A 12053-nucleotide genomic window follows, 5' to 3' on the forward strand; every position below is an offset into this window, starting at 1 on the left:
CCGACCCCTTGATCTCAGTCGGACTTCTCTGCTGCGACCCGGATGGTGAGGTGCAGATGACAGCCCCGCTTGCTGTAGGCCATGTTGTGGCAGTATTTTCTCATGATTTCAATGCCTCGTCCCCCCTCGGAATCACTGGCAGCCTGGCTGTCGATCATGGTCTGCCAGTCAAACCCCGGGCCCTTGTCTTCAAATTCCATGTGAACGGTGTCGTCGGCCAGGAAGATGGAGAAGCGGACCTGGGCATCGGGGGAGAGGGACGAGCCGTGACGGACGGCGTTGGTGAGCCCCTCCCGCATGGTGATGATGATGGCAAAAAGAGCGTTGGAGATGCCGCGCTGCCTGCAGAATGCCGTGACTTCATCCACGGCGCGGTCCACCAGGGCGAGGGAGGCCTGCATGTCGATTTCCAGGCCGTCAGCTTTTTTTGTCACGACAAAAGGATTCATAGGGCTCAGATCTCCATGGCGAGGATGACCACGTCGTCTTCCTGGGCTTCCCGGTTGGGGCAGAGGTAATCCGAGACGGAACGGGGAGCTGCTGTGATGGGCTCGGATCGCGCCCGGTCGCAGGCTTCGAGCATCTTTTCCGTTTCACTGTGCCAGACTTTTTTGGTGGACGGGGACTCCACCAGACCGTCGGTATAGATGTACACCCGGTCGCCCTTGGAGACGGTGAGGGTGGTGAGGCCGAACAGGGCGCTCTGGAACATGCCCATGGGGTCGCCGTCGGCCCCCACGAGCTCGGGGGGACCGCCCTGGGGCACGTAGCAGACAGGCGGGTGCCCTGAAAAGACGATCTCCATGATCCCTTTGCGTCGGTTCAGGCGTGCGTAGCAGGCGGTGAGGTACTTTTCCGCCGGGAGGATCTCCACCAGGACCCCGTTGATGAGGTTCATGCTCTCCAGGGGGGTGTAGATCTGGGTGCAGTTCTGTTTGAGGAGCCCCTTCACCGAGGAGGTGAGGTAGCCGGTGCTGATGTCGTGGCCTGAAAAGTCGGCGATGAAGTACCCGTAGATGTGGTCGGAGATGTGCAGGACGTCGTAGAAGTCACCCCCGGCCTCGTGGAGGGCCAGGTAGTGCACGCCGAAGCGGGCGCCGGGCTCCTGCTCGGGGGTGATGAGAAAGGAGGCCTGGGCCTCGGTGAGCTGGCGAAGCTTTTCCGCCTGGCTGTTGATCAGGGAGTTGGTGGCGATGGAGAGCTTCAGGTGGAGGCTGACCCGGGCGGAAAGTTCCTCGGGGTGGAAGGGCTTGGTGATGTAGTCCACGGCCCCTAAGTTGAACCCTTCGATTTTGGAGTCGACATCGGTAAGGGCCGTGAGGAAGATGACGGGAATCGCCGCAGTGCGGGCATCGGACTTAAAGTGCTTGATGACATCGAACCCGCTTTCACCCGGCATGCAGATATCCAGGAGGATGAGGTCGGGGGGCTCTTCATCGGCAAGGTGCCGTGCCTCTTTACCGGAATCGGCCGTGACGATGCGGTATCCCTCCTTTTGGAGGGTCTTGGCCATGAGCAGACGGTTCACGGAGTTGTCGTCGGCGACCAGAATGGTGAAGCTGGGGGACATGGCTCACCTCGATGGGGGACGGCCTGCCGTCGGCGTGTGGTCAGGCTGTCTTGGCGTTCAGGGCGTCTTTAATATCTCCCTTCAGGGTTTCGATGGATTCCAGGACAGGGCCAAGGCTGTCCAGGGTGTGTTCTCGTGCCGCGGTTTCGATCTCTTTGGACAGACGATAGATTTCGGTAAAACCCAGGTTGCCGGCGGATCCCTTAAGGGAGTGGGCCGCCTCGGTGAGGGTCTGCATGTCGTGGCCGTCGATGGCCTGCTTGAGGCGTGTGATATCGGCTTCCGCCGTTTCCAGGAAGAGCTCAACGATTTCAAGGAACTCGCTCTCTTCCAGGCCGAGATCTTCTCCGATTGCTTTTAAATCCATGGGTGTCAGTCCTTCGATCGCCCGTCAGGGTGGCTGGTCGGGGCAAAACAGGGTCATGTCGGTTGAACGACAGGGGCCGATTTCCAGCCGTGGCGGGAAATCATGCGGAAGGCCGGTGCAGGGCCTTGTCGGTCGGGGCTGTGTAGCGCTCGCATCGCTAATTATAGCTGTGGCGTCATCGGGGTGCAAGGTGATTTTCCGGATGGGGAAGCGGGCAACCACTTGACAGGAGTAGGGAAACTCTATATATCAATAAATCTTGATATATGGATATTTTCACGGCAGGGGGATCCTTCGGGGATGAAAAGTCTGATCTATTTCAAAGCCATGGCGGACAGCACGCGTATCCGCCTCTACCATATTCTGCTGCACCATGAGATGAGCGTCAACGAGATCGTCGGGCTTATGGACATGGGGCAGTCACGGATCTCCAGGCACCTGAAAATCCTCACGGATTGCGGGCTCCTCTCCTGTCGGCGCGACGGGGTGTGGGCCTTTTATTCGGCAGCCAACGAAGGGGCAGGGGCCCTGGTGGCCACCCTGGTGGAGTCGTTGTCACAAGGGGAGTCCCTCATGGAGGACGACCTTGCCCGGGCCGAAGCCATCGTCTTTGAGCGCAGGCTCCGCCGCCAGAAATTCTTTGATGACATCGCCCCCCGATGGGAACACCTGAAAGTGGACCTCATCGGTGACTTTGATCTGAACGAGGCCCTCATGGCCGATATCCGGCCCTGCAGCACGGCCGTGGACCTGGGCTGCGGAACCGGGGCTCTCATGGCCCGGCTCTCCGAGCGGGTTTCACAAGTGGTGGGGGTAGACAGCTCCTCCAACATGCTCAAGGAGGCGGAAAAAAGGCTTCAGGCCCTGGGCGGCGGCTTCGACCTGCGCCTCGGGGAACTCGAACATCTCCCCATGGGGGACGGGGAAGCGGACCTGGCGGTCATCTCCCTTGCCCTGCACCACCTGGACAATCCGCGCCTGGCCCTCAACGAGTCCGGACGGGTGGTGGCCGACGGGGGGCGGCTCCTCGTGGCCGAGTTTGGCCGGCACGCCGACGAGTCCCTTAGGGACCGCTTCGGAGATCGCTGGCTCGGTTTTTCCGAAGCAGAGCTTTTGGCCTGGATCCGCGAGGCGGGGTTTGCCGTGGAGAGCACCCGGCATTTTGCGCCTGCCCGGGGGCCTGCGGTGATGATCTGCCAGGCGGTGAAAGCCGACGGCGGCAAGGTGGGGGCGACCTGATTGGCGAGCAACTTTTGTAACTATTCAGTGGAAAAAAAACAGCCTCCGGCGGCAAGGTGTACCACCTTGAAAGCTGGTAGCGGATGTGTTTTGCCCCTCGTTCCTCGGGTCAAATCACATCCGCATTTAAAATGGCATTTGTTCAAACTTTTTATATATACCGAATTAAAACAACCCAAAGACCAAACAGTCATTGACTACAGACATTCTTTAAGGAGGACGCGACATGGCGTTTCAGGAACTCGATTTGACCCTTACACACAAGGTGGCCGATATTTCCCTGGCGGACTGGGGCAACAAGGACATGCAGCTCTCCGAGCTGGAGATGCCCGGCCTCATGGCTTCCCGCGAGAAGTACGGACCCGAAAAGCCCCTGGCGGGCCTCAAGGTCACCGGCAGCCTTCACATGACCATTCAGACGGCCATGCTCATTGAAACCCTCAAGGAGCTCGGGGCGGACATCCGCTGGGCTTCCTGCAACATCTTCTCCACCCAGGACCACGCAGCCGCAGCCATTGCCGCCAACGAATCCGCCAAGGTGTTTGCCTGGAAAGGCGAGACCCTGGAAGAGTACTGGTGGTGCACCGAGATGGCCCTGACCTGGCCTGACGGCAGCGGTCCCGATCTCATCGTGGACGACGGCGGCGACGCCACCCTGCTGATCCACGAAGGTGTGAAGGCCGAGAAAGACCCCTCCCTCCTCGACCGTGAGCCCGGCAACGCCGAAGAAAAGTGCCTGCTGGACCGCCTGAAGGCCGCTTACAAAGTGGATCCCACCAAGTGGACCAAGATGGCTGAAAAGATCAAGGGCGTCTCCGAGGAGACCACCACCGGCGTACACCGCCTCTACCAGCTGGAAGAGCGCGGCGAGCTTCTCTTCCCCGCCATCAACGTCAACGACTCAGTCACCAAGAGCAAGTTCGACAACCTCTACGGCTGCCAGGAGTCCCTGGCCGACGGCATCAAGCGTGCCACCGACATCATGCTGGCCGGCAAGGTGGTCATCGTCCTCGGTTACGGCGACGTGGGCAAAGGATGCGCCCGCTCCATGCGCGGTTACGGTGCCCGAGTCCTGGTCACCGAGATCGACCCCATCTGTGCTCTTCAGGCCGCCATGGAAGGCTTTGAGGTCGTGACCCTGGAAGACGCAGTGGGCCAGGGCGACATCTTCGTCACCTGCACCGGCAACTACCACGTCATCACCGGTGCCGACATGGAGAAGATGAAGAACGAAGCCATCGTCTGCAACATCGGTCACTTCGATAACGAGATCGACATGGCCTACCTTGAGTCCAACGACGGTTGCACCAAGCTCAACATCAAGCCCCAGGTGGACAAGTGGACCCTGAACTCCGGTCGCTCCATCATCGTCCTGGCCGAAGGCCGTCTGGTGAACCTGGGTTGCGCCACCGGCCACCCCAGCTTTGTTATGAGCAACAGCTTCACCAACCAGACCCTGGCCCAGATCGAGCTGGCCACCGGCAACTACGAGGTGAAGGTTTACACCCTGTCCAAGAAGATGGACGAAGAGGTGGCCCGTCTCCACCTTGACCGCCTCGGCGTCAAGCTCTCCACCCTCACCAAGGCGCAGGCAGACTACATCAACGTGCCCGTGGAAGGTCCCTACAAGGCGGATCACTACCGTTACTAAGGGCCAAAAGCCAGCCTCCGGCGGGCAGGGGATAAATCCCCTGCACCCCAGGTTGCGAATGCTCTGGGCCCTCGTTCCTCGGGCCCAGAGCATTCGCCCGTAAAAAACAAGAAAGCCCGACACCATGCTTTAATGGTGTCGGGCTTTTTTATTGTAACCATTCCGTTCTTTTTAGCGCTCCTCGGCAGAGCCGCCTGGGGCTATCACTGAATGGTTTTTTTTGGCTCTTGAATTGTGCTGCCCTTTGAAAGGGGCGCGAGGAACGCGCCCCGGAGCATGTGCGACCCTATGCCTTGTTTTTCTCGATGAGGGCCAGGGTCTTTTCGACGATGTTGTCGGCTGAGAACCCGAACTCTTTGAGGAGGGTGCCGCCGGGGGCGGAGGCGCCGAAGCCCTCCATGGAGATGACGGTGCCCTTGTCGCCTACGTATTTTTCCCAGCCCATGGCGATGCCCGCTTCCACGGCCACGCGGGTCTTGACCTCGGGGGTGAGGACCCAGTCCTTGTAGTTCTGGGGGTTCATGTCAAAAAGCTCCCAGCTGGGCATGCTCACCACGCGGGCTTTGACGCCCTTTTCAGCCAGTTTTTCGGCGGCTTCCACGGTGATGTGCACCTCGGAGCCGGAGGCCATGAGGATGGCGTCGGGGGTTCCCTCGGTGTCCTTGAGGATGTAGGCGCCGCTGGGCACGGATCCTTCGGACTGGCTGCGGTCGGAGACGGGCAGGCCCTGGCGGGAGAGGATAAGGGCCGTGGGGCCGTCGGTGATCTTGAGGGCCACGCGCCAGGCGTCGGCGGTTTCGGAGGCGCATCCCGGTCGCAGGACGGTGAGGCCGGGGATGGCGCGCAGGGCGGCCACATGCTCCACGGGCTGGTGGGTGGGACCGTCTTCGCCTACGGCGATGCTGTCGTGGGTGAACACGTAGATGATGGGCAGCTTCATGAGGCTGGCCACGCGGATGGCCGGGCGCATGTAGTCGGCAAAGACGAGGAAGGTGCCGCCGAAGGGACGGACGCCGCCGTGGACGAACATGCCGTTCATCACGGCCCCCATGGCGTGTTCACGGACGCCGAAGCGGATGTTGCGGCCTTCGTAAGCGCCTTTCTGGAACTCACCGCAGTCGTTCATGAAGGTGTTGTTGGAGGGCGCCAGGTCGGCGGAGCCGCCCACAAGGCCGGGCAGGTTGGGGGCGATGGCGTTGAGGACCTTGCCGGATGCAGAGCGCGTTGCGATCTTGCCGTCTTCGGGGGTGAAGGTGGGGATCTCCTTGTCCCAGCCGAAGGTGAGGAAGCCGCTGACGCCGTCCACCCACTGATTGGTGCGCTTGGGGTGGGCCTTGGCGTAGGCGTTGAAACGTTCCTGCCACTGGTTTTCGGCCTCTGCACCTTTTTCAATGCAGGCGGAATAGACGGCCTTGGCCTCTTCGGGTACGAAGAAAGGCTCGGTGGAGGGCCAGCCCAGGGCTTTTTTGGTGAGGAGGATCTCCTCTTCGCCCAGAGGGGCGCCGTGGGCGCCGGATGTGCCCCCTTTGTTGGGGCTGCCGTAGGCGATGGTGGTGCGCATGAGGATGACGGTGGGCTTCTCGTCCTGGGACTTGGCTTCGGTGAGGGCCGCGTCGATGGCTTCGTGGTTGTTGCCGTCTTCTACGCGGATGGTGTTCCAGCCGCAGGCTTCGAAGCGGGCTGCCACGTCTTCGGTGAAGGCGATGTCTGTGCCACCCTCAATGGTGATCTGGTTGTCGTCGTAGAGACAGGTGAGTTTGCCCAGGCCCATGTGGCCGGCCATGGAGATGGCCTCCAGGGCCACGCCTTCCATGAGGTCCCCGTCACCGCACATCACGTAGGTGCGGTGGTCCACGATGGTGTGCTCGTCGGTGTTGTAAGTGGCAGCCAGGTGGCGTTCGGCCATGGCCATGCCCACGGCGTTTGCAATGCCCTGGCCCAGGGGCCCGGTGGTCACTTCAACCCCGTTGGTGTGCCCGTATTCGGGGTGGCCGGGGGTCTTGCTCTCCCACTGGCGGAAGGACTTGAGGTCGTCCAGGCTCAGGCCGTATCCGGTGAGGTGGAGCAGGCTGTAGAGCAGGGCCGACCCGTGGCCGCCGGAGAGGACAAAGCGGTCCCGGTCGGGCCAGGCGGAGTTTTTGGGGTTGTGGGCGAGGTGTTTGGTCCAGAGCACATAGGCGGCCGGTGCCAGCCCCATGGGGGCACCCGGGTGGCCGGAGTTGGCCTTTTGAACCGCATCCATGGCCAGGGTGCGCAGAGTGTTGATGCAAAGATCGTCAAGGGTGAGCTGGCTGTCGCTCATGGCGTACTGTCTCCTTACTGAGTATTACAAACTGAAAAATAGAGTATGGCAAACGTCTTGGGGCAGACCGACACTTGGCCTCACCGGAGACGGGACGCGGCAACGCTCCTTAAATACACGCAGAAGCGCGGCTCAGGTCTCCTCCGCGGGGAGGCGTCCTTTCCGGGGGCGCGGATGTCGATTTGCCCGAATGATTCGTTGAGCCACTGGTTTTACAGGGGGCGCTCCCCTTTGTCAAACCAAATCAATGGATTACAGGGCCCGCAAATGCTCCGGTTTCAGGGCCACTTTTCCCTCAAGGGCCCGATTGATAAGGGCAAGGGTCTTCTCCTTCTCTTCGGGCAGTTTGGCCCGGATGGGAAGGTAATTTGATGCGTGGTTGGAGTGGAAGAGGCCGTCGGTCATGTGGGTGGCTGCGATCATGGCACCCAGTTCATGGAGCAGCTCGTCGGGCTCCAGCACGGGAAATTTGCCGTCCAGGTGATCCTGGTACAGGGGGGTGCCAGGGGTGAGCATGAGGCTCAAGGCCCCCACGTACTCGGGATCAATGGCCGAGATGACCCGACCGGTCTCCCGGGCGTGGACCATGGAGCGATCGCGGCCAGCGATGCCCAAAAGGACGGTCACCGAGAGTTTGATGCCGGCGGACCGGATCTTGGTGCCCATCTCGATCATGCGGGCGGAGTCCGCCCCTTTTTTGATGGCGGTAAGGGTCTCGTCGTCACCGGTTTCAAGGCCCATGTAGGCGATGGAAAGCCCCAAGTCTTTCAGCTCTTTGAGTTGTTCCACGCTTTTTTTTGCGATGCTCTTGGTGTTGGCGTAGGTGCCCACCCGTTCCACCCAGGGGAGCTGTCGCCTGATCTCTTTCAAGATGTGCACCAGGCGTTTCTGGGGCAGGATGAGGGCGTCGCCGTCACAGAGGAAGAGGCGCCGGACGTGGCGGTGGTGCTTCGCCGCAAAGGCGAGGTCCTTCATGATCTGCTCATCGCTTTTGATCTTGAAGATTCGCTTTTCCTTGTACATCTCGCAGAAGGTGCATTTGTTGTGGGAGCAGCCCACCGTCACCTGGAGCAGGATGCTGTAAGCCTCCGAAGGGGGCCTGAAAATCATGCCTTCGTAATCCATGCCGTACTCATTCATAGCGTGTGTCCGATCGTGTGTGGAAGCGCGCTCTCCGCACGGGTTGGACGGGCGCGGCTTCGGTCGTCGTAATAAATCCGGTGCAGCGGGCTCCGGGCCGTTGGAGGTGGCCGGGATGCCGGGCGCGGCACATTTTTTTGAACCCTTAACAAAATCAACGGGCTTGGGCCCTCTGGTTCCGGGAAAAGGGCTCCGGGTTGAATGATTACGCCACATTATCGTAGATTCATGGCGGGGTGCAAGCTCTTTCAAGGCGGGGGCCGGGCTTCGATTTTTTTTGGCCGGTGCGCTTGACATCACCTGATTCTGCATAAAATTTTATGTGGTTTATATCTCTGCCGGGGGCAGGGAAAACATATTCGGGCCTTTTCGGGCGCCCGCCGGACAGAGGCGGGACGTCCTTGCGGCACCACGGAACAACCATGAACACACATGATGTGAGGAGAGACCATGAGCAAAGAGACGCGTCAGTTTGAAACGGAAGTTCAGCAACTGATGAACCTGATCGTAAACTCCCTTTATTCCAACCAGGAGATCTTTCTCCGGGAGCTGATTTCCAACGCGTCGGATGCCATCGACAAGCTTCGCTTCGAGGCCCAGACCCACACCGAGCTGCTGGAAGGGGAAGGCGACCTTCATATTCGCATCACGCCGGACAGCGACAACAAGACCCTTGTGATCTCGGACAACGGCATCGGCATGACCCGTGACGAGGTGGTGGAGAACCTGGGCACCATCGCAAAGAGCGGCACCGCGGCCTTTATGAAGGCCATGGAAGAGTCCAAGAAGGGCGACGCCATTGCCCCTGAACTCATCGGCCAGTTCGGCGTGGGTTTTTACAGTGCCTTTATCGTGGCCGATAAGGTGACGGTTGAGACCCGCAAGGCGGGCGAGGGCGAGGCGGTGCGCTGGGAGTCCGACGGACTGGGGGCCTACACCCTGGAGACTTGCGCCAAAAAGGATCACGGCACCACCATCACTCTCCAGCTCAAGGAAGAGGGCCTGGAAGAGGACTTCACCGAGGAGTGGGCCATCAAGCGCGTGGTCAAGCAGCACTCCGACTTTGTGGCTTACCCGGTGATCATGAACGTGGAGAAGACCGAGCCCCTTCCCGATGAGGAGATCATCAAGGATTCCGACGGCAAGCCCATCGGAGAGACCACCAAAAAGGTCCGCGCCGACGAGACCCTCAACACCATGAAGGCCATCTGGGCCAAGCCCAAGAGCGAGGTCACCGACGAGGAGTACGACGAGTTCTACCGTCACATCAGCCACGACTGGAACGCCCCCTTGGACAAGATCCACATGAAGTTCGAGGGGACCACCGAGTACGATGCCCTGCTCTATGTGCCCTCCAAGGCGCCCATGGACATGTACTACAGCGAGAAGAAGAACGGCATCCACCTCTACTGCAAGCGCGTCTTCATCATGGACGACTGCACCGAGCTGATGCCCGAGTACCTGGGTTTCATCAAAGGGGTGGTGGACGCCTCCGACCTGAACCTCAACGTAAGCCGTGAGATCCTTCAGCAGAACCGTCTGGTGCAGAACATCCGCAAGAACCTGGTGAAAAAGGTCCTGGAGCTCTTCACCAAGATGGAGAAGGAGAGCTACGATACCTTCTTTGACGAGTTCGGCGCAGCCATCAAGTCCGGTATCCCCATGGATCACGACAACAGGGACAAGCTGGCCAAGCTGATCCGCTACAAGACCACCAAGTCCGACGGGGCCTATGTCTCCCTTGAAGAGTACGTGGCGAACATGAAAGAGGACCAGGAGTTCATCTATTATATCACCGGCGAAGACCTGGTCTCCCTGGCCGGAAGCCCCCACCTGGAGGCCCTGAAGGCCAAGGACTACGAGGTCCTTCTCATGAGCGACCCCGTGGACGAGTGGGTGGTTCAGTCCCTGCCCGAGTTCGACGGCAAGAAGCTCAAGAGCGCGGAAATGGGCGACCTTGACCTCACCGAGGTGGATGACGACAAGAAAGAGGCCTTCAAGAACTTCATGGAGTACCTCCAGAAGCAGCTGGACGAAGAGATCAAAGAGGTCAAGCTCTCCAGCCGCCTCAAGGACTCCGTCTCCTGCCTTTCCGGGGACGCCCTGGGCATGAGCGCCTACATGGAAAAGATCATGAAGGCCTCGGGCCAGGAAATGCCCAAACAGAAGCGTGTTCTGGAGCTCAACGGGGATCATCCCCTGGTTGACGCGGTCAAGTCCCTCTTTGAAAAGGACGCCGGAAACCCCGTGCTGCCGGATCATGCACAGCTTCTGTATGACCTGGCCATCATCAGCGAAGGGGGACGCGTGGAAGACCCGGCCCTCTTCTCCAAGCGCGTGGGTGACCTGATGGCCAAGGCGCTGTAGCGCCGCCCGGGCATCGCCCGCAGCTTATCCCGACCGACGAGACAAGGCTCGCTTTTCCCCCCGTGGGAGGGCGGGCCTTTTTTCATGGCGGCCCCATTGGAAGGCGGCTGAAAACAGGGCGGATCACCTGTTTCGGTCGGTTGACATCTTATAGACGCTGTACTATCCTCCGGGGCGGAGGCACATATGACAATGATGCAGATTCATGACCTTGAAAAACAGCAGTTTATCACCCTCTTCAAGGAAGAGGGGATTGATAATATTGACGAACGTTTCACCATTCTTGACACGTTTCTGAAAACGGAAGAGCACATCACCGCCGATGATCTCGCCCGGCTCCTGGCCGAAGAGGGGCACACGGTGGACACGGATTTCCTCCGAGAGACCCTTGAGTTGATGTGCCATTACGGGTTTGCCCAGGAGAATCGATTTGATAACGGCCGGACACTCTACGAGCACCGGCACCTGGGGGACCACCACGACCACATGATCTGCACCCGATGCGGCGGAATCACCGAGTTTGCCGATGCCCATCTGGAGAGGCTCCAGGAGGCCATCGCAGCCCGTCACGGGTTTCACATGCTTCAGCATCGCATGGACATCTACGGCATCTGCTCTGCCTGCCTGAAGAAGAGGGTGCCCCTCATGCCCCTCATGCTGGCAAAGCCTGGCGAAAGGCTGATCATCCGAGAGTACCAGTGCGGTGAAAACCTGGAGGCCCGCCTGCTGTCCATGGGCATCCGGCGGGGAGACGTCATTGAGGTGATCACCAGCCAGGGCCGGGGACAGTTTGTCATTGCCGTGGAGAACAAGCGGTACATCCTTGGCCGGGGCATGGCCCAGAAGATCATGGTGGAGCCCATCCACTGAACGAAAGGGGCCCAGCCCTGTCCCGGTGCGTGGCGCGTCGGGCAGCCGGTCTGCTTCGATCACAACAACCATCATAAAACGGAGTAACAGATGCGAATCCGCAGGATGATTCCTTTCGTGCTGGCGGTGCTGCTGGCGGCACCCGCCCTGTGTGCGGCAGCTCAGCGCGTCAGTGTCAGCGTTGAGTCGGCCAATGTGCGAACCGGTCCCGGAACCGAGCATGAGATTGTCTGGAAAGGGGTCGAGAAGCACTACCCGCTCCTGGTTCTGGACCAGGCCGGGTCCTGGTATTATGTCAAGGATTTCGAAAGCGACACCGGCTGGATCTACAAGAAGCTGGTGGGCAAGACCCGCACCGTGATCACCATAAAAGAGAGATGCAATGTCCGAAAGGGGCCGGGAACCAAGAAGCCCCTGGCGTTTGTGGTAGACAGCGGGGTGCCGTTCAAAGTGTTGAGCCGCAAAGGCAACTGGATCCAGGTCCAGCACGCTGACGGTGACAAGGGATGGATTCACAAATCGCTGGTGTGGTAAGTCGCACCGTTTT

The 12053-nt window shown here is 60.0% G+C and carries 10 protein-coding genes; 5 read left to right on the top strand and 5 right to left on the bottom strand.

The genetic code is table 11. From position 1 onward, the window contains the following. Positions 1 to 14: 14 nt before the first annotated feature. Genes ACOYW0_RS12935 through ACOYW0_RS12945 form a run of 3 tightly spaced genes read right to left on the bottom strand, consistent with a single transcriptional unit; the run spans position 15 to position 1937 of the window. Positions 15 to 449: an ATP-binding protein gene (locus ACOYW0_RS12935; protein ID WP_482414292.1), complete on the bottom strand. Its 435-nt coding sequence runs from the start codon at positions 447 to 449 to the stop codon at positions 15 to 17. Between the two features lie 5 nt (positions 450 to 454). Beyond that, on the bottom strand, positions 455 to 1570 hold the full coding sequence (locus ACOYW0_RS12940; RefSeq protein WP_482414293.1) for a response regulator: 1116 nt from the start codon (positions 1568 to 1570) through the stop codon (positions 455 to 457). 40 nt (positions 1571 to 1610) lie between these two features. Beyond that, on the bottom strand, positions 1611 to 1937 hold the full coding sequence (locus tag ACOYW0_RS12945; protein WP_482414294.1) for an Hpt domain-containing protein: 327 nt from the start codon (positions 1935 to 1937) through the stop codon (positions 1611 to 1613). A gap of 300 nt (positions 1938 to 2237) precedes the next feature. Here ACOYW0_RS12945 and ACOYW0_RS12950 point away from each other — a divergent pair, with 300 nt between their 5' ends. Continuing rightward, complete coding sequence (locus ACOYW0_RS12950) at positions 2238 to 3176, top strand: ArsR/SmtB family transcription factor (protein WP_482414295.1); 939 nt, start codon at positions 2238 to 2240, stop codon at positions 3174 to 3176. Between the two features lie 226 nt (positions 3177 to 3402). Beyond that, positions 3403 to 4827, top strand: coding sequence for an adenosylhomocysteinase (gene ahcY, locus ACOYW0_RS12955; RefSeq protein ID WP_482414296.1), 1425 nt, complete (start codon positions 3403 to 3405; stop codon positions 4825 to 4827). Positions 4828 to 5113: 286 nt separating this feature from the next. Here ahcY and tkt read toward each other — a convergent pair whose 3' ends face one another. Together tkt and ACOYW0_RS12965 are read right to left on the bottom strand one after the other, a co-directional pair. Then, positions 5114 to 7129 (bottom strand): transketolase, encoded by a 2016-nt coding sequence (gene tkt, locus ACOYW0_RS12960; protein WP_482414297.1) that lies wholly within the window; start codon positions 7127 to 7129, stop codon positions 5114 to 5116. A gap of 252 nt (positions 7130 to 7381) precedes the next feature. Next, positions 7382 to 8254, bottom strand: a complete 873-nt coding sequence (locus tag ACOYW0_RS12965) for a radical SAM protein (RefSeq protein ID WP_482418832.1) — start codon at positions 8252 to 8254, stop codon at positions 7382 to 7384. A 465-nt stretch (positions 8255 to 8719) separates the two neighbouring features. On the opposite strand from ACOYW0_RS12965, the gene htpG reads away from it, so the two are divergent. The 3 genes from htpG to ACOYW0_RS12980 all read left to right on the top strand — a co-directional run bounded on the left by htpG (position 8720) and on the right by ACOYW0_RS12980 (position 12040). After that, positions 8720 to 10636, top strand: coding sequence for a molecular chaperone HtpG (gene htpG / locus ACOYW0_RS12970; RefSeq protein ID WP_482414298.1), 1917 nt, complete (start codon positions 8720 to 8722; stop codon positions 10634 to 10636). A gap of 186 nt (positions 10637 to 10822) precedes the next feature. Then, positions 10823 to 11506, top strand: coding sequence for a transcriptional repressor (locus ACOYW0_RS12975; protein ID WP_180138802.1), 684 nt, complete (start codon positions 10823 to 10825; stop codon positions 11504 to 11506). A 90-nt stretch (positions 11507 to 11596) separates the two neighbouring features. Next, positions 11597 to 12040, top strand: a complete 444-nt coding sequence (locus ACOYW0_RS12980; protein WP_482414299.1) for an SH3 domain-containing protein — start codon at positions 11597 to 11599, stop codon at positions 12038 to 12040. Positions 12041 to 12053: the final 13 nt, after the last annotated feature.

Source organism: Desulfoluna sp. HI9BLuna (assembly GCF_056829775.1).

Coding starts and splice junctions, on each gene's coding strand:
- ACOYW0_RS12975 (WP_180138802.1), top strand. CDS start 10,823: ATGACAATGATGCAGATTCATGACCTTGAAAAACAGCAGTTTATCACC.
- htpG (WP_482414298.1), top strand. CDS start 8,720: ATGAGCAAAGAGACGCGTCAGTTTGAAACGGAAGTTCAGCAACTGATG.
- ACOYW0_RS12965 (WP_482418832.1), bottom strand. CDS start 8,254: ATGGATTACGAAGGCATGATTTTCAGGCCCCCTTCGGAGGCTTACAGC.
- tkt (WP_482414297.1), bottom strand. CDS start 7,129: ATGAGCGACAGCCAGCTCACCCTTGACGATCTTTGCATCAACACTCTG.
- ahcY (WP_482414296.1), top strand. CDS start 3,403: ATGGCGTTTCAGGAACTCGATTTGACCCTTACACACAAGGTGGCCGAT.
- ACOYW0_RS12945 (WP_482414294.1), bottom strand. CDS start 1,937: ATGGATTTAAAAGCAATCGGAGAAGATCTCGGCCTGGAAGAGAGCGAG.
- ACOYW0_RS12935 (WP_482414292.1), bottom strand. CDS start 449: ATGAATCCTTTTGTCGTGACAAAAAAAGCTGACGGCCTGGAAATCGAC.
- ACOYW0_RS12950 (WP_482414295.1), top strand. CDS start 2,238: ATGAAAAGTCTGATCTATTTCAAAGCCATGGCGGACAGCACGCGTATC.
- ACOYW0_RS12940 (WP_482414293.1), bottom strand. CDS start 1,570: ATGTCCCCCAGCTTCACCATTCTGGTCGCCGACGACAACTCCGTGAAC.
- ACOYW0_RS12980 (WP_482414299.1), top strand. CDS start 11,597: ATGCGAATCCGCAGGATGATTCCTTTCGTGCTGGCGGTGCTGCTGGCG.